The sequence below is a fragment of the Pseudonocardia charpentierae genome (assembly GCF_031845345.1).
Classification (GTDB): Bacteria; Actinomycetota; Actinomycetes; order Mycobacteriales; family Pseudonocardiaceae; genus Pseudonocardia; species Pseudonocardia charpentierae.
On sequence record NZ_JAVREJ010000001.1, the window covers coordinates 431,419 to 455,721 of the forward strand.

Sequence of the window (24,303 nt, forward strand, 5' to 3'; positions counted from 1 at the left end):
CCGTAGGCTCGGCGTCCTGCAGGGGTCATTTTCATCGGCCCGGGGGAGGTCGCGTCGTGATCGAGGAGGCGACGTGACTGAGCGCGCGGAATCCGCGTTCGGCACGGCACCGGCGGTCGCGGCGTGCGGCGGTGTCTCGTGACCGGTCAGACCGAGCCGCGGCTCGTCGAGCCCGCGCCGTTCGTCCCCGCGCAACCCGGCCCCGCCGCCGACTCCGACGGCCACGCGGAGACCACCACCGCCGCGGGTTCCCTGCTGGCCGGCCGGTACAGGCTGGGGAGCCGCGTGGGCTCCGACGCCGCCGCCGGGGCGGAGTTCTGGCGCGCGGAAGACACCGTGCTGCGCCGCGACGTCGCCGCCACGGTGCTCCGTCGCTTCGGCGCGGGCACCGATCCCGACGACGACGGGGGCGCCGGCCGCGCCCAGGACATCATCGCGAGAGCGCTGCGGTCGGGCAGCTTCGAGCATCCCGGCTGCGCACGACTGCTGGACGTGCTCGCCCCAGGCGCTCCCGGCCTGCCGGACGGGGTGCTGGGCGCCGCCGTGGCCGAATGGGTTCCCGGTCGCAGCCTGGCCGAGGCCGTCGCGGACGGCATGCTCAAGCCCTTGGCCTCAGCCCGCGCCCTGCAGCCGCTGGCGGCCGCCGCCGAAGCGGCGCACCGGCACGGCCACGTGCTGGGCTGCGACCACCCGCAGCGGATCCGGCTGAACCACGACGGCCGCCTGCAGCTCGGTTTCGCACTGCCACGCCCGGAGCTGACCCCGGCGGACGACGTACGTGGCCTCGGTGCCGCGCTGTACACGCTGCTCACCGGGCTGTGGCCGCTCTCGGCATCCGATGCCGCCCGCGCCGGGCTCCGGGCCGCCGACCGCGGTCCTGACGGGGCGCCGCTGCCACCGTCGGTCGTCCGCCCCGGCGTGCCGGTGGAGCTGGAGACGCTGGTCGTGGGCACCCTCGGCACCGGTTCCGACACGGGCCGCGTCCGCACCGCGGCCGCGGTGCGCAGCGTCGTCGACGAGGTCGTGGCCGAGGCGGACCGCGTCGTCCTGTTCCCGCCCGAGCACGACGGGGTGCCCCCGGAGCCGGGCGACGTCTGGCAGCCGCGCGGCGCGCTGGCCAAGCAGCCCGACCCGCGCAGGCGGCGCAAGCTGACCATCGGGTTGGCGGGTCTGGCCCTGTGCGTGCTCGCCGTCGCCGGGTACATGAGCGTGCAGCTCGGCGAGCTGTTCGGCGATCCCACCCCGCGCATCGTGGTCGGCAGCAGCGCGGGAGGCGGTCAGGCCGCGCCGCAGCAGTCGGGCGACGGGTCCGGGGCGCCGGTGACGGACGCGGCGGTCAAGGCCGTCGGGGCGGACGTCTACGACGACGCGGGGGACCGCGACAACGCCGGTCGGGTATCGCGGGTCATCGACGGCAATCCGGACACGGGTTGGAAGACCTTCAACTACAAGCAGCAGTTTCCTGCGCTCAAGCCGGGCGTCGGCATCATGACGTCGTTCGCGTCGCCGGTGCAGCTGTCGAGCCTGGTGATCGAGTCGCCGAGCCCCGGGACCGAGATCGAGATCCGCTCCGCACCGTCGTCGGACGCGCGGCTCGGCGACACCGTGCTGCTCACCCGCACCACGCTCGACGACGGCGACACGACGGTGGCGCTGACCGACAGCCAGCCCGTCCAGTACGTGCTGCTGTGGATCACGCACCTCGGCGGCGGTGGGAGCGACAACAGCACCGAGATCCGCGAGGTCTCGTTCCGCCGCGTCGCCGACTGATCCATCCGGTTTCCGTCGGCTGCGGGGCAACTTCACCAAACGGCCTCGGGCGGACCGGGCCCCGACCTAGTGTCCGGGCGTGTCCGCCGCCCCACCCTCCGATGCGGAACTGCTCGCGGCCCATCGCGCCGGCGACGCCGACGCCTTCGGGCAGCTGGCGGAGCGGCACTCGCGCGAGCTGTGGGCGATCGCGCTGCGGACGCTGGGCGACCCGGACGACGCCGCTGACGCCGTGCAGGAGGCGCTCGTGTCCGCCTACCGGCGGGCCTCGACGTTCCGTGGCGACGCTGCGGTGCGCACGTGGCTGCGCCGGATCGTCGTCAACGCCTGCATCGATCGGATCCGGCACGAGCGGGTGCGCCGGACGGTGCCGTGGCCGGAGCGCGACCTCCCGTCCCGGCGCCCCGACCCGGCCGTCGAGCTGGTCACCCGGCTGGCGGTCGGCGAGGCGCTGGCGATGGTGCCGGTGGAACAACGGGTCGCGGTGGTGCTCGTCGACGTGCAGGGCTATCCCGTGGCCGAGGCCGCGGCGATCCTGGAGATCCCCGTCGGCACCGTGAAGAGCCGCTGTGCGCGGGGCCGGGCGCGACTGGCCGTGCTGCTCGGGCACCTCAGGGAGGAGAGCCGATGAACGAGCGGCCGTCCGATCCCGTCGACGTCCCCGCACTCGCCGCACTGGATGCGGACCTGCCCGACGCGGCCGAGGCGGCGGAGCGGCGCCGGGCCGCGCGGACCGACCCCCGCGCGGCGGAGGTGCTCGACGCCCTCTCGACGACGCGCGCGGATCTGGCCGCGCTCCCGGAGCCGGAGGTGCCCCCGGCGGTGGCCGCGCGGTGGGCGGCCGCGGTGGCGGCGGAGCACCCGGAGCAGTTCTCCAGCCGGCCCTCAGGACGGCGGTCCCGTTCCCGGGTCCTGCTCGCCGTGCTGGCCGCGGCCGCCGCCGTCGCCGTGGTCGTCGTCGGCGCCCCGCGTCCCGGGCCGCCCGTGCTCACCGTCGGCCGGGTCGACCTCGTCGCCGTCGCGACCGCGGCGGTCGGCACCGTCGACGTCGGCGCTCTCGCCGATCCCGACCGCCGGCAGGCCTGTCTGCGCGCCGTTCTGCCCGACGCCGCGGGCCTGCGGCTGCTGGGGGGCCGCCGCGTGGTTCTCGACGGGCGTCCCGGGGTGCTGCTCGTGCTCGCCACGGGCACGCGCGGCGGCCTGGACGTCGTCACCGTCGATCCGGGGTGCGGGCCTGCCGGAGGAACCCTGCTCGCGCGGGTGACGGTTGGCTGACCAGCCGGAAGTGAGGTCGGCGACGCCGGGAATGACTGCTGATGGGATCGTGTTCCACGGGTCAGAGAGGCTTCATGAAGGAGGACGGACCACGGTGACCACCGACGAGGTGCGCGAGCTGATCATCATCGGGTCGGGGCCGGCCGGCTACACGGCAGCGGTCTATGCGGCCCGGGCGCAGCTGCGGCCGCTGGTGTTCGAGGGCACGCAGTTCGGCGGAGCCCTGATGACCACCACGGAGGTGGAGAACTACCCGGGCTTCACCGACGGCATCATGGGCCCCGAGCTCATGGAGCAGATGCGCAACCAGGCGATCCGCTTCGGTGCGGAGCTGCGCAGCGAAGACGTCGAGGAGGTGTCGCTGACCGGCCCCGTGAAGACGGTGACGGCGCACGGGCGCACCTACCGGGCCCGCGCCGTGATCCTCGCGATGGGCGCGGCCGCGCGGTACCTCGACGTCCCCGGCGAGCAGCAGCTGCTCGGCCGCGGTGTGAGTGCTTGTGCGACCTGTGACGGGTTCTTCTTCCGCAACCAGGACATCGCGGTGGTCGGCGGCGGCGACTCCGCGATGGAGGAGGCGACCTTCCTCACCCGGTTCGCCCGCTCCGTCACGGTCGTCCACCGCCGCGACGACTTCCGCGCCTCGAAGATCATGATCGAGCGCGCGAAGAACGACCCGAAGATGCATTGGCGGACGAACGCCACGGTCAGCGAGGTGCTCGGCAACGGCAGTGTCTCCGGTTTGCGTCTTCGTGACACGAAGACCGGCGAGGAGTCGACGCTGGACGTCACCGGCATGTTCGTCGCGATCGGGCACGACCCGCGCAGCGCGCTGGTCCACGGTCAGGTCGACACGGACGACGCCGGCTACGTGCTGACGCAGGCGCCCGGCACGCAGACGAACATCCCTGGTGTCTTCGCCTGTGGCGATCTCGTCGACCACACCTACCGTCAGGCCATCACGGCCGCGGGCTCCGGATGTGCGGCCGCCATCGACGCCGAGCGCTGGCTCGCCGACGGCCCGGTCGAGCCCGAGCTCGCGGGCGGCGGCTACGGCACCGCCGCGGACGAGGTCGCGGCCGTCTTCCACTGACACCCCGTCCCTTTCGCGCGAACAGGAGATTTCTCATGGGTAAGAACACCGTCGACGTGACCGATGCCAGCTTCAGCACGGACGTGCTGGAGAGCGACAAGACCGTGCTGGTCGACTTCTGGGCGGAGTGGTGCGGCCCCTGCAAGATGGTCGCCCCCGTCCTCGACGAGATCGCCGGCGAGAACAAGGACACGATCACCGTCGCCAAGGTCGACATCGACCGCAACCCGGACGCCATGCGCAAGTACGGGATCATGGCGGTGCCGACGCTGATGGTCTTCCAGAAGGGCGAGGTGGTCAAGGAGATCCGCGGCGCCAAGCCGAAGGCCGCGCTGCTCCGCGACCTCGCCGACTACCTGGGCTGACCAGCACACCATCTGCTCCGGTCGGGGTCCGACCGGAGCAGATCGCTGCACGGGATAACGTAGCTGTCACGCAGGGGGACACGCCCGGGTGCGCCCTCCGACCCCCGGTCGGGTGGCGACAGGGCACAATGACCTTCTGCGTCGATCACCCTGCGCCGCCCAGCGGCCCGGTCGACCGTCAGACGAGCAGATCGAGCGAGGAGTGCATGCAGCCGCTGCGCCGAGGGGACACCGGTCCGGCGGTCGTCGAGATCCACAGGATGCTCAGCCAGTTCGGGCTGCTGGGCGACGCGACGGACGGGCCTGCGGACCACTTCGACCAGGTCGTCGAGCACGCGGTGCGCGCCTTCCAGCAGCAGCGTGGGCTGATCACGGACGGCATCGTCGGGCCTGCCACCTACCGCGCCCTGCGCGAGGCCGGCTGGACGCTCGGCGACCGCATGCTCGCTCTGCTGATCTCGACGCCGATGAGCGGTGACGACGTCGTGGCGCTGCAGGAGCAGCTGCTCGAGCTCGGCTACGACACCGGCCGTCCCAGCGGCGTGTTCGACGAGCAGACCGAGCGGGGCCTGCGCGCCTTCCAGCGCGACTACTGCGACATCTCGGACGGCGTCTGCGGGCCGTCGACGTTGCGGGCGCTGCGCCAGCTCGGTGCGCGCCGGGTGAAGGGCGGTCGCCCGCACCTGCTGCGCGAGCAGGAGCTGCTCCGCCAGGCCGGCCCCCGGCTGCGCGGCAAGCGGATCGTGATCGACGCGGCGCACGGCGGCCCGAACCGCGGCGTGACCGTCGCGGGTGTCACCGAGGCGGACCTCATGTGGGACCTCGCGCGCCGGCTCGAGGGCCGGATGGCCGCAACCGGCATGGAGGCGCTTCTGACCCGGCGCGAGGACACCTGTCCCACGGAGGCCGAGCGGGCGGCGTTCGCGAACGCCGCCGGGGCGGATCTCGTGCTGTCCCTGCACGTCGACGCGAACCGCAGCATGCACGCCCAGGGGCTCGCGACGTTCCACTTCGGCAACGGCTCGGGCATCACGTCGACGGTCGGCGAGGCGCTCGCCGGCTTCATCCATCGTGAGCTCACCAGCCGGACGGCGATGCTCGACCTCGGCACCCAGGCCCGCACCTGGGAGCTGCTGCGGCTCACCCGGATGCCGACGGTGCGGGTGGAGATCGGCTACCTGACGAACCTGGGCGACCGGCGTCGGCTGCTGGATCCCGCGTTCCGCGATGTGGTGGCCGAAGGCGTGCTCGTCGGGGTCAAGCGGCTGTACCTGCAGGGGCAGGACGACCAGCCGACCGGAACGTTCACCTTCTCGGACGTCCTCGCCCGCGAACTGGCGCGCGAGGACACCGCTCCGGCGATTTCCCGCCGCAGCTAGGGGATTACTCCGCCCCGCTCCTGATCACCTGGCAGCGGCCTTCTGAGCGCGCCCTGAGCGCGCCGCTGAGGCCTGTCGGAGCGGGGGTACGTACCGGACGGCGGGCCACCTCGCCGATACCCGTGGACTGCAGCGGAAGGCTGATGGAGCCGAGCAGCTGCTCGAGCGCGGCCTCCACGTCCTCCTTCCACGTCATCGCCGAACGCAGTTCCATCCGCAGCCGCGGCCACCGCGGGTGCGGGCGGACGGTCTTGAACCCGACGCTGCGCAGGAAGTCGGCCGGGATCATGCAGCTGGGCTCGGTGCCCGGCCGGGCGTCGCCGAACACCTCGACGGCCTTGACGCCGCGGCGGGTGAGGTCCTTCACGACGGCCTGGGCGAGCATGCGGCCGATGCCCTCGCCGGAGAACTCGGGCATCACCTGCATCGTGGTCAGCAGGACGGCGTCGGCGCTGACGGGGCCGGTCGGCATCTCGGCGGCCCGCGGCACCGCATCCGGAGGGGCGTACATCACATAACCGGCAGGGGCGCCGCGCATGTAGACCACCCGGCCGCACGAGCCCCACTCGAGCAGGACCTCGGAGACCCACGCCTCCTTCTCCAGCTCGGGCGAGCCGAACCGGGTCGCCTGCTCGCCGGCCTGCTGCGACAGCTCCCAGAACACGCAGGAGCGGCAGCGCTTCGGCAGGTCGCCGAGGTTGTCCAGCGTCATCGCCGCCATGTGCCAGGACAAGAGCAACCTCCGGCGGACGGCTCGGTGCAGATCGTGCGGCGGGTGCTCCCGCCGACGAACGACGATAGATCGATCCAGCTCGCGAAAACACCCTTTGTGCTGCGACCGGGGCCTCAGCCTCGACGAAGGGCGGGAAGATCAACCGAACTGGCTACACTCGATCGGTCGCTGCAGCGGCCGTCCGCCCAGCGGTCGGCCATCGGACACCCCCATCGGAGGACCTTTCATGCCCGTCCCGGAGCCGCTCCGGCCGTCCGAGATCCACGTCGAACACGGGCGGCCGGTCGAGCGGTTCGCAGCGCGGACGGCGGGCATGACCGCATCCGAGATCCGGGCGTTGTTCGCCGTGGCGAGCCGTCCCGAGGTGGTCTCGCTCGCCGGAGGCATGCCGAACCTCGCCGCTCTGCCGCTCGACACGCTCGCCCACGAGGTCGCCGAGCTCGTCTCCCGCGACGGCCAGGTCGCGCTGCAGTACGGCTCGGCGCAGGGTGTGCCGGCGCTGCGCGAGCAGATCTGCGAGGTGATGGCCCTCGAGGGGATCCACGCCGACCCGAACGACGTCGTGGTCACCGTCGGCTCGCAGATGGCGCTGGACCTGATCACGCGGATCTTCTGCGACCCGGGCGACGTCGTGCTCGCCGAGGGACCGTCCTACGTGGGTGCCCTGGGCAGCTTCGCCGCGTACCAGGCCCGGGTCGTGCACGTGGCGATGGACGCCCACGGGCTGGTCCCTGAGCTGCTGCGTGAGGCACTGCGGACGCTCGCGGCCCAGCGGGTCGTGCCGAAGTACCTCTACACGATCCCGAACTTCCACAACCCGGCCGGGGTGACGCTGGCCGTCGAGCGTCGCCGCGAGGTGCTCGACATCTGCGCCGAGTACGGCGTCCCCGTGCTCGAAGACAACCCGTACGGCCTGCTCGGGTTCACCGGGCGCGTCTATCCCGCGTTGCGGTCGATGGACCCGAACGTGCTCTACCTCGGCTCGTTCTCCAAGACGTTCGCATCGGGCCTGCGGGTCGGCTGGGCGCTCGTGCCGCCCGCGGTCCGCGACCGACTGGTGCTGGCCGCCGAGTCGGCGACGCTGTGCCCGCCGACCTTCAACCAGCTGCTGGTGTCGCGCTACCTGACGGCGCACGACTGGCGTGGCCAGATCAAGACCTTCACCGAGGTCTACCGCGAGCGCCGCGACGCGATGCTCGCGGCGCTGGAGACGTACCTGCCCGAAGGTTCCACGTGGAACATCCCGGACGGCGGCTTCTACGTCTGGCTGACGGTGCCCGAGGGCGTCGACACGAAGGCGATGTTGCCGCGGGCCGTGACGGCGCGCGTGGCGTACGCATCGGGTACCGGGTTCTACGCCGACGGGTTCGGTAGCCGGCAGCTGCGGCTGTCGTACTGCTACCCGACGCCCGAGCGGATCACCGAGGGCGTGCGGCGGCTGGCGGCGGTCCTGGAGGCCGAGCTGGACGTGATGCGCACGTTCGGCAGCGCGTCACGGCCGAGGCCGTCGCTCCGCGGGCCGCAGGCCCCGTCGCCGGACACCAACTGAGCCCGGCGACAATGCGCCGGTGACCGAGTCGAATGCCGTGGTGAACCCTCCGGCGAACCACCCCGCGGATCCCGCGTTCCCGAGTCCGACGACCGAGCCACGGACCGATCGGACGGTGGCCGTGCTGGCCGGTGGGCTGTCGCACGAGCGCGAGGTGTCGCTGCGCTCCGGGATGCGGCTCGCGGCCGCACTGCGCGGCGTGGGGATGTCCGTGCGGGAGTGGGACGCCGACGCAGCACTGATTGAGCGGTTGCGGACGGACCGGCCGGACGCCGTCGTCGTCGCCCTGCACGGGGGCGAGGGGGAGAACGGCTCGGTCCAGGCCGTACTGGAACTGCTCGGAGTGCCGTTCGTCGGAACGTCGGCTGCGGCCTGCCGACGCGCCTGGGACAAGCCGACCGCGAAGGCCGAGTTCGCCCGTGCCGGGCTCGACACCCCGGACTGGGTGGCGCTCCCGCACGCGACCTTCCGCGAGCTGGGCGCCCGGGGAGTGCTCGACGCGATGGTGGAGCGGCTCGGACTGCCGTTGATGCTCAAGCCGGACCAGGGCGGTTCGGCCCTCGGCGCGCAGGTGGTCACGGAGTCGGCGGACCTTCCTGCCGCGATGGTGAGCTGCCTGGCCTACGCCGACACCGTGCTCGCGGAGCGGTTCGTGGAGGGCACCGAGGTGGCGGTGTCCGTCGTGGAAGACGGCGCGGAGGCGCGTGCTCTTCCGCCCGTCGAGGTGGAGGCGAAAGGCGGCGTCTACGACTACACCGCGCGCTACACGCCGGGCGCCACCACCTTCCACTGCCCCGCACGGCTCGACGACGCGGTCCTGGCCACGCTGCAGGAGACCGCCCTCGCGGCGCACCGCCTGTTGGGCCTACGCGACGTGTCCAGGATGGACGCCGTCGTGGACGCCGCCGGGCGGGTGCAGATCCTCGAGGTCAACGTCTCCCCGGGCCTGACCGACACCTCGTTGCTCCCGACCGCGGCGGCGACGGAAGGCACGGACCTCGGCGCCCTGTTCGCCCGGCTCGTGGACCGGGCGGTCGCTCGCGGCTGAGTCGCCCGATGTTCCACGTGGAACATGCGCGAGGCGGTGTTTCACGTGAAACAGGGCCGGTGTTCCACGTGGAACACCGGCCCTGTTGTTCGACGGGTCGATTCAGCCGAGCGCGCCGCCCATGAGACCGGCGATCCGCTCCAGGTCGTCCGCCGACCCGAACTCGACCACGATTCGTCCCTTGCGCTGCCCCATCTCCACCCGGACCCGGGTGTCGAACGTGTGGGACAGGCGCTCGGCCAGCTCATGTGTCGTCGGATCCGCCGGCGACTTCCGGCGTGGCGGGCGCGGAGTGGCCGGCTCCTCGCGCCGGGCCACGAGCACCGCCTCTTCGGTCGCCCGCACGGACAGCCCTTCCGCGACGATCCGCATCGCGAGGTCTTCCTGCTGCCCCGCGTCTTCCAGGCCGAGGAGCGCGCGCGCGTGTCCGGCCGAGAGCACTCCGGCCGCCACGCGGCGCTGCACGGTCACCGGCAACTTGAGCAGCCGGATGGTGTTCGTGACGACCGGACGGCTGCGCCCGAGCCGGTCGGCCAGCTCGGCGTGCGTCACGCCGAACTCGACCAGCAGCTGCTCGTAGGCGGCAGCCTCCTCCAACGGGTTGAGCTGGACCCGGTGGATGTTCTCCAGCAGCGCGTCGCGCAGCAGGATGTCGTCGCCCGTCCGCCGCACGATGGCAGGGATGCGCGCGAGACCCGCCCGCTGCGATGCCCGCCAGCGCCGCTCGCCCATGACGAGCTGGTACCGCCCGGCCCCCGCCTCACGGACGACGACCGGCTGCAGCAACCCGAACTCCCGGATCGAGTGCTCGAGCTCCGCAAGCGCCTCCTCGTCGAAGACGGTCCGCGGCTGCTGTGGATTCGGCTCGATCGCGTCGACGTCGATGTCGCGGTAGTAGGCCGCGCGCGCCGTTGTTTCACGTGGAACATCCGGCGTGAGTGGGCGCGGGGCCGGCCGGGGTCCGCCGAACAGGATGGCGGTGGGGTCCGGTGCGGGCGTGCGCACCGGCGGGGGCGGGGGCGGCGGCGGAGGTGCCGACTCCGTCGGTGGGGGACCGGTCGGGATCAGGGCGGCGAGGCCACGCCCGAGCCCGCCCCTCCGCTCGGCGACCTTCCGCTCGATCACGCCCGCTCCTCGCTTGAACATGCCGACACAGACGGATGCGCGGCCCCCCCGGTTCCGTTCTTCACGGTCGACCGTTCCGCCCGCGTCGCGCTCCGGCGTCGGCGATCTCCCGGGCCGCGTCGACGTAGCTCATGGCACCCCGGGAGCCGGGGTCGTAGCCGAGCACCGTCTTGCTGTAGCCGGGCGCTTCCGAGACCTTGACGCTCCGCGGGATCACCGTGCGCAGCACCGTGTCGCCGAAGTGCTTGCGAACCTCGTTGGTCACCTGGTCGGCGAGCTTGGTGCGACCGTCGTACATCGTCAGCAGGATCGTCGAGACGTGCAGGTCCCGGTTGAGGTGGCTACGGACCAGATCGATGTTGCTCAGCAGCTGCCCGAGGCCCTCCAGCGCGTAGTACTCGCACTGGATCGGGATCAGCACCTCCTCGGCCGCGACGAGCGCGTTGACCGTCAGCAGGCCGAGCGAGGGCGGGCAGTCGATCAGCACGTAGTCGACGCCCAGCTCGTCCAACGCCGCAGGCGACAGCGCCTGCTTGAGCCGCTGCTCGCGCGCGACCATCGACACGAGCTCGATCTCCGCACCCGCGAGGTCGATCGTGGCCGGCACGCACCACAGGTTCTCCGACGCCGAGCTCTGCGTCGCGGCCTCGCTGAGCGGGATCTCCCCGAGCAACAGCTCGTACACCGAGGGCGTACCCGACCGGTGCTCGACGTCCAGTGCGGTGCTGGCGTTGCCCTGCGGGTCGAGGTCGACGACGAGGACCCGGACGCCGTGCATGGCCAGCGCAGCGGCGACGTTGACCGTGCTGGTGGTCTTGCCGACGCCGCCCTTCTGGTTCGCGACCGTCAGCACGCGACGCTGCTGCGGCCTCGGCATGCGGTGCTTGTCGGGGTGCAGCACACGGGCGGCGCGGGCAGCTTCCTCCGCGATCGGCGTCCAGTCGGCGTAGGCCGATGTTCCACGTGAAACATCGGCTCGTGGAACACCGGGGCTGGAGACCTCGTCCGATGTGATGTCGCGCGTCCGGCCGTCGGCCATCAGCTTCGTTCCTCTCTACGGCGCCGGCGTCCGGGCCGTGGCCCGGTGGCACCGCGCGCTCGTTCAACGACCACCACCGTGCTCGGGGGGTCGATCAGGTCTGTGCCGCACCGCACCGTCCGCGGCTCACCTCCGCCGAGCTTGCGCACGGCGACCGCGTCCCTGGCGACCTCGGCGTCCGCCGACGCGCCCTTGAGGGCGAGCATCACTCCACCCGGCCGCAGCAGGGGGAGTGCCCAGCCGGCGAGGCGCGCGAGCGGGGCGACAGCCCGGGCGGTCACCACGTCGGCCCCCTCCCATCGCGCGCGGACACCCGGCTCCTCGGCCCGTCCTCGCTCGACCGTCACCGGCAGGTCCAGATCCTCCACGACCTCGCGCAGCCAGTCGACGCGACGCGCGAGCGGTTCGACGAGTACCACCGAGAGATCCGGTCGGGCGAGGGCCAACGGTATCCCGGGCAGTCCGGCACCGGACCCGAGATCCACCGTCCGTGCGCCGTCCGGGAGCAACTCCGCGACGACCGCGCAGTTGAGAATGTGGCGGTCCCAGATCCGGGGCGCTTCCCGTGGGCCGAGCAGGCCGCGCTCGACCCCTGAGCCGACGAGATGGACCGCATAGCGCCGGGCGAGCGCGAGCCGGTCGCCGAAGACGGCTGCAGCCTCCGGCGGTGGTTCCACGTGAAACATGTCGTGTTCCACGTCGGTCTCCTCGGCCGACGCATGTTTCACGTGAAACACGTCGGGCCCCGGCGAACCGGGGCCCGGAGCGGTGGAGTCAGACACTCTGTATCAGGCTCTGCGTCGTCGTTGCCATGACCTCAGGCACTGCGCGAGACGACGACCTGGCGCCGCGGCTCCTCGCCCTCGCTCTCGCTCTCCACGCCCTTGATGCCGGCGACCGCGTCGTGCACGACCTTGCGCTCGAAGGGGGTCATGGGCCGCAGGCGCACGGGCTCGCCGCTGTCGAGCACCTCCTTGGCGGTGCGCGTGCCCAGCTCCGTCAGCTCGTCGCGGCGGGACCGGCGCCATCCGGCGATGTCGAGCATCAGCCGGCTGCGGTTGCCGAGCGACTGCTGGACGGCCAGGCGCGTCAGCTCCTGCAACGCCTCCAGCACCGCCCCGCGGTCGCCGACGAGCTTGTCGAGGTCTTCGCCGCCGTCGATGCTCACGATGGCGCGCCCGGCCTCGACGTCCAGGTCGATGTCGCCGTCGTAGTCCAGCACGTCCAGGAGGCGCTCCAGGTAGTCGCCCGCCACGTCGCCCTCGCGGACCAACTGGTCCTCGACCGACGTCGACCGTCCGCCGGAGGTGTCCACCGATCCGTCTTCTGCAGCCTTGGCCACGATCGTCTCCTTTCTCGGGTCGACGGGTTCCGGTTCACTCCCGGGCACCCGCCGCGGCGGCCGTCGATCGGGGCCGCCGGTGGTCGATGGGCTCAGCGCCGCTTCCGGGAACGGCGGGCCGGAGGCCGGGTGGAACCGCCGGCCGCCGGGCGACTCGTTCCCGCGCCGTTCGTCCCCGCGCCGTTCGTCCCCGCGCCGTTCGTCCCCGCGCCTTTCGCTCCGGCTCCGTTCGATCCCGATCCGTTCGCACCGGTTCCCTGCACGTCGGTGCGCTTCGCCTCGCCGTTCGTGGTCGTGGCGTCGCCCTGTCCGGCGGACCCGCCGCCGGCCGCCGGGGTGCGCCGGACGATCGGCTTGCCACCCGGGGTCTTCTCGGGGGCCACGACGGTCTCGGGACGGGCCGGCTTCTGGCCGGGCCGGGGCGCACGGGCCTGGCGCTCGGCGATGGCCTGCGTCTTCTTCTCGGCCTCTTCGGCGTCGATCTTCTTGTAGACGACGTACTGCTGGCCGAGGGTCCAGAGGTTGTTCGCCACCCAGTAGAGCAGCACCGCCAACGGCAGGAACGGCGCTCCGACGACGACACCGATGGGGAAGACGTACAGCATCAGCTTGTTCATGATCGCCGACTGCGGGTTGGCCGCCTGGGCCTCGGTCTGCCGCGCCACCGAGTGTCGCGCCGTGATGTGGGTGAACACGCCCGCCGCGATCATCAGCGGGATCATCACGATGAGCATGCTGGTGATCGACGTGCCCAGCGCCGCGAGCTGGTCGGCGCCCATCGTCACCCAGGCGCCGAGCTTGGCCCCGAACAGGCTGGCCGCGTTGAACGACTCGACCTCACGCGCACCGAAGATGTAGTTCTCGGTCTTGCCCGGCTCGAACTCGCGCAGGACGTGGAACAGGCCGATGAACACCGGGACCTGCACCAGTACCGGCAGGCAGCCGCCCAGCGGGTTGACCCCCTGCTGGCTCTGCAGCTTCTGCATCTCGGCAGTGAGCTTCTGCCGGTCGTTGCCGTACTTCGCCTTGAGCTTCTGCATCTCCGGCGCGAATTCCTGCATCTTGCGCATGGAACGCACCTGGTGCACGAACGGCTTGTAGAGCAGCGCGCGGAGGGTGAACACGAGGAAGACGACCGAGAGCGCCCACGCGGCTCCGCTGGCCTCGCCGAACACGTACCCGAAGGCCTTGTGCCAGAACCACATGATGGCCGACACCGGGTAGTAGATGAAGTTCAGCACGGCGCTTGCTCCTCGTGGTTCTCGGCCGGGCGGGTCCGGGGGTCGGCGCGCGACCCGTCCGGAGACGTTCTACGGGCAGGGGACGCCGGCGGGACCTCGTCCACACCGCCAGGGTGCCACGGCGCGCACCGCAGCAACCGCCACGCCGCCAGGGCCGCGCCCCGGAACAGGCCGTGGACCTGCAGGGCCTCGACGGCGTAGGCGCTGCAGGACGGGTAGAAGCGGCACGTCGGCGGCAGGGCGGGAGAGATCCAGCGCTGGTAGCCGCGCACCAGGGCGATGAACGGCCGCGCGCCCCAGGAGGCGCCGACGGAGCGGCCCTGGGGACCGTCGTCCGTCGCCATGTCCTTCACGGCCGTCGTCCGGTCCTGCGCAGGATCGCTCGCAGGCCGGAGTCGAGGTCGTCGCCCAGGACGGACGACGGTGCCTCGGCGGCAGGCGGCAACGCCCGGACGACCAGACGTGATCCCGGAGGCAGGCTCGCCAGATGCGGGCGGACCAGGTGGCGCAGGCGCCGGGCGACGCGGTGTCGCACGACCGAGCCGCCGACGGCCCGGCTCACCACGAAACCCGCTCGCGGCGGAGCGTCGGCGGGGTCGGGGACGGCGGCAGGCACCAAGAGATGGACGACCAGTCGAGGGCGGCCGACGCGTCGGCCCCGGCGCACGGCCGAGGCGAACTCGTCCCGGCGGGTGAGCCGGGAGCCGGCCGGCAGCACCGGCGCGGCCGCGTCAGGCCGAGAGCCGCTCGCGGCCCTTGCGGCGGCGACCGGCGAGGATGGCGCGCCCGGCCCGGGTGCGCATCCGCAGCCGGAAACCGTGCGTGCGCGCCCGGCGGCGGTTGTTCGGCTGGAAGGTGCGCTTGCCCTTGCTCACGGTCGACTCTCCCGGTCGACGGCACGGAACGAAACCGGCCGCCGGTCTGCTGAATGTGCTCTGGACGGAACATGCTGGTCCGCGATGGTGCTCGGCGGTCCACGCGCAGCGCGCGACCGTCGACGGACACGATTCATATCAGGGTACGCAGCGCCGCGAGAGAGGGTCAAACCGCCCCTGTACAGCCCGGTGGCGCAACCGCCGATCGCCGTCCGTGGCCGACGCCACCACCCGATCACCCCCCTGCATCTTGCGGCCCGTCGGCGGCTTGTGAGTGGAGGCCGATGTCGGTTAGCGTGCCCCCTCACAGTTCGATCCGGGGGGATCTTCAGCCCGTACGGCAGCCGCCGGGCCCCGCGACCTCAACGTCGCGCGCGTCCGCGTACCGTTTGCGCACAGGTGTGGACAGGTCTGGGGATGGTTGCCGCCCCGGGCCCTGTCGAGAACGCGGCGTCCGTCACGGCTGTCCGCCCGGGTTGCCGAAGGGGGTGCGGACGTGGCGGACCAACCCGGCGAGCTCGCGTACGTGTGGAACCGGGTGATCGCCGACCTGTCCGGCACCTCGGCCGGGTCCGGCACCTCCCTGTCGGCGCAGCAACGCGCGTTCCTCCGCCTGACCCGCCCCCTCGGCCTGATCGACGGCACCGCGCTGCTCGCCGCCCCTAGCGAGTTCGCCAAGGACGCCATCGAGCGGATCCTGCGCAGGCCGATCAGCGACGCGCTGGGCCGTCACCTCGGCTTCGCGGTCAATCTGGCCGTCGTCGTCGACGTCGACGCCGCCTCAGGTGGTACCGAGGTGCCCGATCCGCCGGGCGCCGTCCGGCCGCAACCCGCACCCGCCCCGGCCCCGCCGGGCTTCACCGAACCGGACGGCGCGATGTTCCCTGCCACCCGCTCCGGTGACCCCGAGCCCACGGACGAGGAGCTGCTCGTCCCCGCAGGCGCTCAGCCGGCCGACGCCTCCGACGACCCGCGCTCGAACGGCAACGGGGCATGGCCGGGGTATGCCGCGGCATCCACCCCGCCGCGTGGCGGCGACGCCGTGCAGTCCTCGCAGTCCTCGCAGTCCTCGCAGTCCTCGCAGTCCTCGCAGAGCCGGCTCAACGAGAAGTACATCTTCGACACCTTCGTCATCGGGGCGTCGAACCGGTTCAGCCACGCCGCGGCCGTCGCCGTCGCCGAAGCGCCCGCGCGTGCCTACAACCCGCTGTTCATCTGGGGCGACTCCGGCCTGGGCAAGACGCACCTGCTGCACGCCGTCGGGCACTACGCCCAGCGCCTCTATCCCGGCATGCGCGTGCGCTACGTCTCCACCGAGGAGTTCACCAACGACTTCATCAACAGCCTGCGCGACGACCGCAAGGTGGCGTTCCAGCGCCGCTACCGCGACGTCGACGTGCTGCTGGTGGACGACATCCAGTTCCTGGAGGGCAAGGAAGGCACCCAGGAGGAGTTCTTCCACACCTTCAACACCCTCCACAACGCGAACAAGCAGATCGTGGTGTCGTCGGACCGGCCACCCAAGCGGCTGGAGACCCTCGAAGACCGGATGCGCACCCGCTTCGAGTGGGGCCTGACCACCGACATCCAGCCGCCCGAGCTGGAGACGCGGATCGCGATCCTGCGCAAGAAGGCCGCGCAGGACCGGCTGGCCGTCCCCGGCGACGTCCTGGAGTTCATCGCCGAGCGGATCGAGCGCAACATCCGCGAGCTGGAGGGCGCGCTGATCCGCGTCACGGCCTTCGCCTCGCTCAACCGGCAGCCGGTCGACACCCAGCTCGCGGAGATCGTGCTCCGCGACCTCATCCCCGACTCCTCGGCCTCGGAGATCACCGCCCCGACGATCATGGCCGTCACGTCCGACTTCTTCAGCGTCTCCATGGACGAGCTGTGCGGGCCGGGGAAGACCAAGGCGCTCGCGCAGGCGCGTCAGATCGCCATGTATCTGTGTCGTGAGCTGACGGACCTGTCGCTGCCCCGGATCGGGCAGACGTTCGGCGGCCGCGACCACACCACCGTGATGCACGCCGACAAGAAGATCCGCAACGAGATCGCCCAGCGCCGCAAGACCTTCGAACAGGTCCAGGAGCTGACGGCGCGGATCAAGCAGCGCGCCCGACACTGACGACCCGTCTCGACGGGTCGGCGACATCGCGCGGCGTAGGTGCGGCACACGGGTCAGAACGTGCGCGGCGCCCTGGAGGGCGAGCGAAGTCCGCACGACACGTCGGCGCGTGCCGTCGCCGAGTTGTCCACAGGCTTGCTGACGGTCCGTCGCGAGGACACGATCTTCCACAGCTCTTGCGACACGCAGCCGTTCATCGTGTCCGCCGCGACACTCGACGCACCGCCACCCACCCCGGTGATCGTCATCGACCCCGATCCGGTGACCCTGCGTGTGGTCTTACCTGCGGCGGGGAATGTCCAACGACTGACCGACGCCCGAGTCACCACCCCGACGTCACCGATCGGTCGCCCAGCGTCGTCGTGCGCGCACACTTCACCCACATCTGGGGACAACTCTGTGGACAGTTACTTCAGGGGCGGTGGATGAACGGGGACGGATCCGTGGACAACTCGTGGACCGTCCGGGGACAACTGTCGGGGGAACCGAGCTGTCCACCGCGGGACCGACCCGTCCACGGACCGGTCCCGAGCTCCACCCACAGCACGCCACGCCCTGCGACCTGCCCGGACGACGTCCATCCACACCATCCACAGGCCCTTCTATTACTGCTTGATGTCTCTCTCTCAGAAGAACGAAGAAGAACAAGGCGGTGGATGAAGCGGAGCGGGGCGTCCGGAACCCCCCGACCGGGACCCGGACCTGGGATGGCCCTGGTTGCGCCGAGGCTCTACGGTGACCGGACCAGCTCGGCCCGTGCCCAGAGCCGATACGCCGACCGCTGACCCCCAGCCCGACGAGCACGATCCCCGCCCCAGCACGAGTCCATCCGGCAGGAGCACCCGCCATGAAGTTCCGGGTCGAACGCGACGTCCTGGCCGACGCAGCTGCGTGGGTGGCCCGCAGCTTGCCCGCCCGTCCCCCGGTTCCGGTCCTGGGCGGCGTGGTCCTCGAGGCCACCTCCGGCCCGTCGGGCGACCGCCTGACCGTCTCCGGCTTCGATTACGAGACCTCGGCCCGGGTCGAACTGGACGCGACGATCGGCGATCCCGGCCGGGTGCTCGTCTCCGGGCGGCTGCTGGCCGACATCACCAAGGCCCTGCCGGCCAAGCCCGTCGACGTGGTGGTCGACGGCGCGCGGGCGACGATCTCGTGCGGCAACAGCCGGTTCAGCCTGCCCACGATGCCCGTCGAGGACTACCCGCAGCTGCCGGCCATGCCGCAGGTCGCCGGGATCGTGCCGGGCGACGTCCTGGCCCAGGCCGTCCAGCAGGTCGCCGTGGCCGCGGGGCGTGACGACACGCTGCCGATGCTCACAGGGATCCGCCTGGAGATCGACGGCCCCCGCCTGACCCTCGCGGCGACCGACCGGTTCCGCCTCGCGGTGCGGGAGCTGGAGTGGAGCCCGGAGGACACCGGCCTGACCACGTCGGTGCTGATCCCGGCACGCACCCTCGCCGACGTCGCGAAATCCCTCGCCGGCGCGGGGCCGGTCGAGCTGGCGCTCTCGGCGGGCGACGGCATGCTCGGCATCACCGGTGGTGGCCGCCGGGCGACCACGCGCCTGCTCGACGCCGAGTTCCCGCGGTTCCGCCAGCTCATCCCGACCGAGCACACCAGCTCCGCGATCCTCGAGTCCGCCGCGCTCGTCGAGGCGATCAAGCGCGTCCAGCTCGTCACGGACCGGGTCGCCCAGGTGCGCATGGAGTTCGGTGACGACGGGCTGCGCCTGTCCGCGGGCGGCGACGAGGTCGGCAGCGCCGAGGAGGAGCTCGCGTGTGAGCTCGTCGGTGCTCCCCTGGTCATCGCGTTCAACCCCGGCTACCTGCTCGACGCGCTCGGCGCGCTGCACACCCCGCGGGCCCGGATGACCTTCACCACGCCGAACCGCCCCGCGCTGATGCGGCCCGTCCCGCCGCCGGCGACCGACGCGGGGTCGAGCGACGAGGCGGCGGGAAACATCGATCAGGAGACTGGTGACGAGACCCCGGATTCCGGGTACCTGCACCTCCTGATGCCCGTGCGCCTGCCCGGCTGACCTGTGGTCGTCGTGGACGGCGCCCGGCTCCTACCCACCCCTGGAGGGCGAGCGTGCAACTCGGACTGATCGGCCTCGGCCGTATGGGCGGCAACATGCGCGACCGTGTGCGCGCCGCCGGCCACGAGGTCATCGGCTACGACCCGCGGCCGGAGGTCACGGACGTCGAATCGCTGCAGGCTCTGGCCGAGGCCCTCGAGGCGCCGCGCGTGGTCTGGGTGATGGTGCCGTCGGGCGACCCGACCCGCGAGACCGTCCGCAAGCTGGCCGAGGTGCTCTCGCCCGGCGACCTGGTGATTGACGGCGGCAACTCCCGCTACACGGACGACGAGCCGAACGCCGTGCTGCTCGACCAGCGCGGCATCGGTTTCGTCGACTGCGGGGTCTCGGGTGGCATCTGGGGGAAGGAGAACGGCTACGGCCTGATGGCCGGAGGCGCGGACGAGCACATCGAGCGCGCCCTGCCGATCTTCGATGCACTGCGTCCGGAGGGTCCGCGCGAGGAGGGCTTCGCCCATGCCGGCCCCGTGGGCGCCGGGCACTTCGCGAAGATGGTGCACAACGGCATCGAGTACGGCCTCATGCAGGCCTACGCCGAGGGCTACGAGCTCATGGCCGCGACCAAGCTGATCACCAACGTGACCGGGGTGATGGAGGCCTGGTCGCGCGGCACCGTCGTGCGCTCCTGGCTGCTGGACCTGCTGGTGCTGGCGCTCAAGGACGACCCGGGGCTGACCCAGCTGAGCGACTACGTCGACGACTCCGGCGAGGGTCGGTGGACGATCGAGGAGGCCATCCGGCACGCCGTCCCGCTGCCGGTGATCTCCGCGGCGCTGTTCGCCCGGTTCACCTCGCGGCAGGAGTCGTCGCCGGCGATGCGTGCCGTGGCCGCGCTGCGCCACCAGTTCGGCGGCCACGCGGTGCACCAGGTCGGCCCGTCCGGCACTCCGGGCCAGCTCGCCGGCCCGAGCTCCGGTACCGGCTCCACCCCGAACCCGGCGTAGAAACCACGCGTGCACCTGCGCCGTCTCGCGGTCGCCGACTTCCGGTCCTGGCAGCGCGCCGAGCTCGATCTCGAGCCCGGCGTCACCGTGCTCGTCGGGCCCAACGGGGTCGGGAAGACCAACCTGGTCGAGGCGGTCGGCTACCTGGCGACGCTCGGGTCGCACCGGGTCGCGGGCGACGCCCCGCTGATCCGGCGGGGCGCCGAGCGCGCGGTGGTCCGCGCGACCGTGGTGAACGAGGGCCGGGAGCTGACCGTCGAGTTGGAGATCGCGCCGGGCCGGGCCAACCGCGCACGGGTGAACCGTGCACCGGTGGCCCGGCCCCGCGACGTCCTGGGCATCCTCCGCACCGTGCTCTTCGCCCCCGAGGATCTCGCACTCGTGCGCGGCGATCCGGCCGAGCGCCGCCGGTTCCTCGACGACCTGCTGGTGGCCCGCCGACCACGGTTCGCGGCGGTGCGCGCCGACTACGACCGGGTGCTCCGGCAGCGATCCGCGCTGCTCAAGACCGCCCGCAACGGCGCCCGGTCCTCCACGGGGGCGGATCTCCGTACCCTGGACGTGTGGGACGGCCACCTCGCCCGGCACGGTGCCGCGCTGCTGGCCGGGCGCCTGGAGCTGGTGGCCGGTCTCGCAGCACCGGCCGTCGACGCGTTCGCCGAGGTGGCGCCGTCGTCCGAGCCGATCGCGCTCGTCTACCGGTCCTCCCTCGAGGGCGATCTGCCCGCGGATGCCGACGACCTGGAGCCGATGCTGCTCGACGCCCTGCTGCGGGTGCGCCGCCAGGAGGTGGAGCGCGGCGTGTGTCTGGTCGGCCCGCACCGCGACGACCTCGACCTGCGCCTCGGCGAGGGGCCCGCGAAGGGCTACGCGAGCCACGGGGAGTCGTGGGCGCTGGCCCTGGCGCTGCGGCTGGCGTCCTACCGGCTGCTCTGCGCGGACGGCGCCGAGCCGGTACTCATCCTCGACGACGTCTTCGCGGAGTTGGACGACCGGCGCCGCCGGGCTCTGGCCGGAGTGGCCGCCCGCGCCGAGCAGGTGCTGGTCACCGCCGCGGTCGCCGACGATGTACCGGCCGGCCTCACCGGTGTCCGGTTTGCGGTGAACGGCGGCCGGATCGAGCATCTCGTGGACGTTCCGCCGCAGAGCACCACGTCAGCGCCTCGAGCATGATCACCCACGGTTGTGGACAAGGTTGTGGATACTGTGGATAACTTCGGCCCGACTGGTGATGAGCAGCAGAGACGACCGTCCGCCGACCCTCGCCGACCGCCCGTCGCGGGCGAATCGGGGGCAGTTGTCCCCAGGCCTGGGGACAGCGGTGCGTCGACCGTTGGCCGACAGCATTCCCGTTCGGACGCAGTCGTAAACCCTGTCCCCACGCCCGATCGGGCGAACAGCGGCGCCCGAGGGGCGGATCTCGCCCGTGAGGCGCTGCGTGCCGCCCGCGAGGCGTCGTCTTCTCGTGCCGCCGAGCGAGCCGCCGAACGGTCGGGCGTCGCACGCCGGGCGAAGGGTAGGCGGCGCCGGTGGTCCGGTCCCGGACCGGACGATCGCGACCCCCAGCCGTTCGGTCGGCTCGTCTCCCGGGTCTCCCTGGATCGCGGCTGGTCGCCCCGGCTGACCGACGCGACGGTGCTCGGACGCTGGCCACAGCTCGTCGGCTCGGACATCGCCGACCACTGCACGCCTCTATCGCTGCGCGACGGTGAACTGGTGCTGCAGGCCGAGTCGACGGCGTGGGCGACCCAGCTGCGGACCCTGTCGCGCCAGCTGCTGCACCGGCTGGCGGTGGGCGTCGGGAAGGACGTCGTCCGGCGCATCCGGGTGGTCGGGCCCAGCGGGCCGAGCTGGCGGCACGGTCCGCGGCACGTCCGAGGACGGGGCCCGCGCGACACGTACGGCTGACGACCCCCGGGTCCGCTCTCCGACACGTGCCTCCGGTCCACGAGCGGGCAGGCGGCCGTACAGCGCGCCATGACTGCCGCTGAACCCGCTGTGACCCCCCGATCGGCCGGTCGCTCCTGATTTCGGCCCGGATCGGCCGCCAGCGACGACGCTGGGGGTGTCCTTCCTGCACTTCTGTCGGCGCGCACCAGTATCATGGAGGGGTGCGCCGGAGCGGGCTCCCTCAGGAGTGACTACTGCCGACCGGCCGACAAGCGTCACCGCGTCGTGCGGAGGCGCCCTCTTCGATGAGGAGACAGGCTGTCCGTGGCTGCCCAGAAGAACGCCTACAGTGCGTCGTCGATCACCGTTCTCGAGGGTCTCGAGGCGGTGCGCAAGCGCCCCGGCATGTACATCGGCTCCACCGGTGAGCGCGGTCTGCACCACCTGATCTGGGAGGTGGTGGACAACGCCGTCGACGAGGCGATGGCCGGTTACGCCACGCGCGTCGAGGTGACGCTGCAGGACGACGGCGGCGTGCGCGTCGTGGACGACGGCCGCGGCATCCCGGTCGGGATGCACCCCGTGGAGAAGAAGCCCGCCGTCGAGGTCGTCATGACCGTCCTGCACGCGGGTGGCAAGTTCGACAGCGACTCCTACGCGGTCTCGGGCGGCCTGCACGGCGTCGGCGTCTCCGTGGTGAACGCGCTGTCCGCCGCGGTGGACGTGGAGATCCACACCGACGGCCACGTCTGGCGCCAGCACTACGCCCGCTCGGTGCCCGGCCCGCTGCGCAAGGGTGAGGCGACGAAGAAGACCGGCAGCTCGGTCACGTTCTGGCCGGACGGCGACATCTTCGAGACGCTCGACTTCAACCTCGAGACGATCCGGCGCCGGCTGCAGGAGATGGCCTTCCTCAACAAGGGCCTCACGATCGTGCTGCGCGACGAGCGCAACGGCGACACCGCCGAGGCGGAGGAGCCGGACGCGGCGGGCTTCGTGGCGAAGATCAAGGAGTACGTCTTCTGCTACCCCGGTGGTCTGGAGGACTTCGTCGCGCACCTCAACAAGACGAAGGACCCCATCCACAAGAAGCTCGTCTCGTTCTCGGGCGAGGAGAAGGGGCACGCCGTCGAGGTCGCGATGCAGTGGAACTCCGGCTACACCGAGTCGGTCTACACGTTCGCGAACACGATCAACACCCACGAGGGCGGCACCCACGAGGAGGGCTTCCGCTCGGCGCTGACCTCCACGGTGAACCGCTACGCGCGCGACAAGAAGCTGCTCAAGGACAAGGACCCGGCGCTGTCCGGCGACGACATCCGTGAGGGCCTCGCCGCGATCGTCTCGGTCAAGGTCAAGGAGCCCCAGTTCGAGGGGCAGACCAAGACGAAGCTGGGCAACACCGAGGTCAAGTCGTTCGTGCAGCGGGTCAGCAACGAATGGCTGGCCGACTGGTTCGAGCGCAACCCCACCGAGGCCCGCACGATCGTCAACAAGTCGGTGCAGTCGGCGCAGGCTCGGGCGGCGGCGCGCAAGGCCCGCGAACTGGTCCGTCGCAAGAGTGCGGGCGACCTGGGCGGCCTGCCCGGCAAGCTCGCCGACTGCCGGAGCAGCGACCCGGTCCGCTCCGAGGTCTACATCGTGGAGGGCGACTCCGCAGGGGGCTCGGCCAAGTCCGGCCGCGACTCGATGTACCAGGCGATCCTGCCGATCCGCGGCAAGATCATCAATGTCGAGAAGGCGCGGATCGACCGCGTACTGAAGAACACCGAGGTCCAGGCCATCATCACGGCACTGGGCACCGGAATCCACGACGAGTTCGACCTGACGAAGCTGCGCTACCACAAGATCGTGCTGATGGCGGACGCCGACGTCGACGGCCAGCACATCCGCACCCTGCTGCTGACGCTGCTGTTCCGCTTCATGCGTCCGCTGGTCGAAGCCGGCCACGTGTTCCTCGCCCAGCCCCCGCTGTACAAGATCAAGTGGGGTGGCCGGGGTTCGGAGCCGGAGTTCGCCTACTCGGACCGCGAGCGCGACGGTCTCATCGAGGCCGGCCGCGCCGCGGGCAAGAAGCTGCCCAAGGAAGAGGGCGTCCAGCGCTACAAGGGCCTCGGCGAGATGAACGCCAAGGAGCTGTGGGAGACCACGATGGACCCGGCGAACCGGGTGCTCCTGCAGGTCACGCTGGACGACGCCGCCACCGCGGACGAGCTGTTCTCGATCCTCATGGGGGAAGACGTCGACTCGCGCCGGTCGTTCATCACCCGCAACGCCAAGGACGTGCGGTTCCTGGACGTCTGACGTCCCGGTCCCCGATCTCGCCTCGCTCCCCCCGTAGAAGAAGAAGGTCTTCGTGACGGACACCCTGGACCCGCCCGTGCCGCCCGTACCGGGCTCGCCCCCCGCCAC

Annotated in this window: 24 protein-coding genes; 14 read left to right on the plus strand and 10 right to left on the minus strand. The window is 71.8% G+C overall.

Annotated features, from left to right (window positions below; translation table 11 throughout):
• The first annotated feature begins 138 nt into the window (after positions 1-138).
• The 6 genes from RM445_RS02040 to RM445_RS02065 all read left to right on the plus strand — a co-directional run bounded on the left by RM445_RS02040 (position 139) and on the right by RM445_RS02065 (position 5,882).
• On the plus strand, positions 139-1,770 hold the full coding sequence (locus tag RM445_RS02040; RefSeq protein ID WP_311554200.1) for a protein kinase family protein: 1,632 nt from the start codon (positions 139-141) through the stop codon (positions 1,768-1,770).
• A 79-nt stretch (positions 1,771-1,849) separates the two neighbouring features.
• Positions 1,850-2,401, plus strand: a complete 552-nt coding sequence (sigM, locus tag RM445_RS02045) for an RNA polymerase sigma factor SigM (protein WP_311554201.1) — start codon at positions 1,850-1,852, stop codon at positions 2,399-2,401.
• Complete coding sequence (locus tag RM445_RS02050) at positions 2,398-3,045, plus strand: hypothetical protein (RefSeq protein WP_311554202.1); 648 nt, start codon at positions 2,398-2,400, stop codon at positions 3,043-3,045. Before sigM ends, RM445_RS02050 begins: the two co-directional genes overlap by 4 nt.
• Positions 3,046-3,139: 94 nt before the next feature.
• Complete coding sequence (trxB, locus tag RM445_RS02055; protein ID WP_311554203.1) at positions 3,140-4,138, plus strand: thioredoxin-disulfide reductase; 999 nt, start codon at positions 3,140-3,142, stop codon at positions 4,136-4,138.
• A gap of 35 nt (positions 4,139-4,173) precedes the next feature.
• Positions 4,174-4,503 (plus strand): thioredoxin, encoded by a 330-nt coding sequence (gene trxA, locus RM445_RS02060; protein WP_311554204.1) that lies wholly within the window; start codon positions 4,174-4,176, stop codon positions 4,501-4,503.
• 206 nt (positions 4,504-4,709) lie between these two features.
• Positions 4,710-5,882 (plus strand): N-acetylmuramoyl-L-alanine amidase, encoded by a 1,173-nt coding sequence (locus RM445_RS02065; protein WP_311554205.1) that lies wholly within the window; start codon positions 4,710-4,712, stop codon positions 5,880-5,882.
• A 4-nt stretch (positions 5,883-5,886) separates the two neighbouring features.
• Here the strand turns inward: RM445_RS02065 and RM445_RS02070 are convergent, their stop codons facing one another.
• Positions 5,887-6,615 (minus strand): GNAT family N-acetyltransferase, encoded by a 729-nt coding sequence (locus RM445_RS02070; protein ID WP_397469201.1) that lies wholly within the window; start codon positions 6,613-6,615, stop codon positions 5,887-5,889.
• Between the two features lie 226 nt (positions 6,616-6,841).
• Between RM445_RS02070 and RM445_RS02075 the strand changes: the two genes are divergently transcribed.
• Positions 6,842-8,164: an aminotransferase-like domain-containing protein gene (locus RM445_RS02075; protein WP_311554206.1), complete on the plus strand. Its 1,323-nt coding sequence runs from the start codon at positions 6,842-6,844 to the stop codon at positions 8,162-8,164.
• Positions 8,165-8,279: 115 nt separating this feature from the next.
• Positions 8,280-9,212, plus strand: a complete 933-nt coding sequence (locus RM445_RS02080) for a D-alanine--D-alanine ligase family protein (RefSeq protein ID WP_311554390.1) — start codon at positions 8,280-8,282, stop codon at positions 9,210-9,212.
• A gap of 102 nt (positions 9,213-9,314) precedes the next feature.
• On the opposite strand, the gene RM445_RS02085 is transcribed toward RM445_RS02080, so the two are convergent.
• From RM445_RS02085 to rpmH, 8 genes are all read right to left on the minus strand, one after another.
• Positions 9,315-10,337 carry a ParB/RepB/Spo0J family partition protein gene (locus tag RM445_RS02085; protein ID WP_311554207.1) on the minus strand — a complete coding sequence of 341 codons (1,023 nt, stop codon included), beginning with the start codon at positions 10,335-10,337 and terminating at the stop codon, positions 9,315-9,317.
• A 61-nt stretch (positions 10,338-10,398) separates the two neighbouring features.
• Positions 10,399-11,376 (minus strand): ParA family protein, encoded by a 978-nt coding sequence (locus tag RM445_RS02090; protein ID WP_397469202.1) that lies wholly within the window; start codon positions 11,374-11,376, stop codon positions 10,399-10,401.
• A complete protein-coding gene (gene rsmG / locus RM445_RS02095) occupies positions 11,376-12,062 on the minus strand; it encodes a 16S rRNA (guanine(527)-N(7))-methyltransferase RsmG (protein ID WP_311554392.1) in 687 nt (228 codons plus the stop codon). The genes RM445_RS02090 and rsmG overlap by 1 nt, the downstream gene beginning before the upstream one ends.
• Positions 12,063-12,193: 131 nt before the next feature.
• A complete protein-coding gene (locus RM445_RS02100) occupies positions 12,194-12,718 on the minus strand; it encodes a Jag family protein (RefSeq protein ID WP_311554208.1) in 525 nt (174 codons plus the stop codon).
• 92 nt (positions 12,719-12,810) lie between these two features.
• Positions 12,811-13,959 (minus strand): membrane protein insertase YidC, encoded by a 1,149-nt coding sequence (gene yidC, locus RM445_RS02105; RefSeq protein ID WP_311554209.1) that lies wholly within the window; start codon positions 13,957-13,959, stop codon positions 12,811-12,813.
• Positions 13,953-14,303, minus strand: a complete 351-nt coding sequence (yidD, locus tag RM445_RS02110; protein WP_311554210.1) for a membrane protein insertion efficiency factor YidD — start codon at positions 14,301-14,303, stop codon at positions 13,953-13,955. The genes yidC and yidD overlap by 7 nt, the downstream gene beginning before the upstream one ends.
• A 5-nt stretch (positions 14,304-14,308) precedes the next feature.
• Positions 14,309-14,677 carry a ribonuclease P protein component gene (gene rnpA, locus RM445_RS02115; RefSeq protein WP_311554211.1) on the minus strand — a complete coding sequence of 123 codons (369 nt, stop codon included), beginning with the start codon at positions 14,675-14,677 and terminating at the stop codon, positions 14,309-14,311.
• Between the two features lie 13 nt (positions 14,678-14,690).
• Positions 14,691-14,834, minus strand: coding sequence for a 50S ribosomal protein L34 (gene rpmH / locus RM445_RS02120; protein ID WP_311554212.1), 144 nt, complete (start codon positions 14,832-14,834; stop codon positions 14,691-14,693).
• A 538-nt stretch (positions 14,835-15,372) separates the two neighbouring features.
• Between rpmH and dnaA the strand changes: the two genes are divergently transcribed.
• Entirely contained in the window at positions 15,373-16,959 is a 1,587-nt protein-coding gene (gene dnaA, locus RM445_RS02125; protein ID WP_397469210.1) for a chromosomal replication initiator protein DnaA, read from the plus strand.
• Between the two features lie 53 nt (positions 16,960-17,012).
• On the opposite strand, the gene RM445_RS02130 is transcribed toward dnaA, so the two are convergent.
• A complete protein-coding gene (locus RM445_RS02130; RefSeq protein ID WP_311554214.1) occupies positions 17,013-17,207 on the minus strand; it encodes a hypothetical protein in 195 nt (64 codons plus the stop codon).
• Positions 17,208-17,806: 599 nt separating this feature from the next.
• Here RM445_RS02130 and dnaN point away from each other — a divergent pair.
• The 5 genes from dnaN to gyrB all read left to right on the plus strand — a co-directional run bounded on the left by dnaN (position 17,807) and on the right by gyrB (position 24,195).
• Positions 17,807-18,997, plus strand: coding sequence for a DNA polymerase III subunit beta (dnaN, locus tag RM445_RS02135; protein WP_311554215.1), 1,191 nt, complete (start codon positions 17,807-17,809; stop codon positions 18,995-18,997).
• A gap of 53 nt (positions 18,998-19,050) precedes the next feature.
• A complete protein-coding gene (gene gnd / locus RM445_RS02140; protein ID WP_311554216.1) occupies positions 19,051-20,001 on the plus strand; it encodes a phosphogluconate dehydrogenase (NAD(+)-dependent, decarboxylating) in 951 nt (316 codons plus the stop codon).
• A 9-nt stretch (positions 20,002-20,010) separates the two neighbouring features.
• Complete coding sequence (recF, locus tag RM445_RS02145) at positions 20,011-21,174, plus strand: DNA replication/repair protein RecF (RefSeq protein WP_311554217.1); 1,164 nt, start codon at positions 20,011-20,013, stop codon at positions 21,172-21,174.
• A 33-nt stretch (positions 21,175-21,207) separates the two neighbouring features.
• A complete protein-coding gene (locus tag RM445_RS02150) occupies positions 21,208-21,909 on the plus strand; it encodes a DciA family protein (RefSeq protein WP_311554393.1) in 702 nt (233 codons plus the stop codon).
• A gap of 306 nt (positions 21,910-22,215) precedes the next feature.
• Entirely contained in the window at positions 22,216-24,195 is a 1,980-nt protein-coding gene (gene gyrB, locus RM445_RS02155) for a DNA topoisomerase (ATP-hydrolyzing) subunit B (protein WP_311554218.1), read from the plus strand.
• Positions 24,196-24,303: the final 108 nt, after the last annotated feature.